This window comes from Acidovorax sp. FG48 (assembly GCF_057809085.1).
Genome location: NZ_JBMDJH010000053.1, coordinates 1 through 821 on the forward strand (window position 1 = coordinate 1; position 821 = coordinate 821).

1 protein-coding gene is annotated in these 821 nt (G+C 63.2%); it reads right to left on the reverse strand.

Annotation, left to right across the window (positions count from 1 at the left end; all coding sequences use genetic code 11):
• Positions 1–817, reverse strand: an 817-nt coding sequence (locus tag ACODSU_RS25280; protein WP_488845717.1) for an IS1595 family transposase, incomplete at its 3' end; no start/stop codon positions are given.
• Between the last annotated feature and the right edge of the window lie 4 nt (positions 818–821).

Genomic DNA, 821 nt, shown 5'->3' on the forward strand with positions numbered 1-821 from the left:
ACCCGCGCAGCCTGCTGACATAGGCATTGACGTTCTGGACATGCCAGGGGCCTCTCACCCGCCGGCCCCGGATCACGTTCACTGCCTGGTGCTGCACACCCAAGAGCCGCGCCGCACTGGCCAGAGTGACGCTGCCGTCGGTGCACAGGATGGTGTCCGGTGGCAACAAGGGCTTGAGTGCCATTTGCACACTGACGGCCTTGTTCGTCTGCAGGACGAGGTTGACCGTTGCTCCCGCACGGTCTCGCGCCATCAGTACGGATGTGTACTCCGAACCCTTGCAACCAGCCAGCGCTTTACCTCCCCGTCGGCGAGGACGGCGCAGCAAGCCTCTTTGGCCTTTGCAGGAGACCAGAAAGTAAGACTCATCGGCTTCGGCAATGCCCACAAGCTGGCCAGCCTGCTGGTTGCTTGGGCAGGCCAGGAAGCGGTGACGCCAGCGAAAGGCGGTGCTTTGTGCCACGCCCAGGCGCTGGGCCACCTGATTGAGCGAGAGCCCCTCGCCCAGAGCTTGTGCCTGGCCCATCCACTTGTCCCGCAGATGCAAACGCGCCAGCGGTGTGCCAGTCAAGGCGTTGAAGGTGCGCGCGCAATGGCGACACTTGAAACGTTGCAGCCCATTGGCCGAGCCGTTATTGACGAGCAAGGAGCTGCTGCAATGCGGGCAAGCCCGGCAGACGCCGCTGTGCGCTTCTACAACGGCGATGGCTTGACTGTGATCGAGCAGAGCCTGCAGAGAGCTTGCCAGTTGTTGGCGCTGGTGGTGCGTCAGCTGGGGCAAGCTGTGGATCAAGCGCGTCATCTGTTGCTGTCGCATGGCC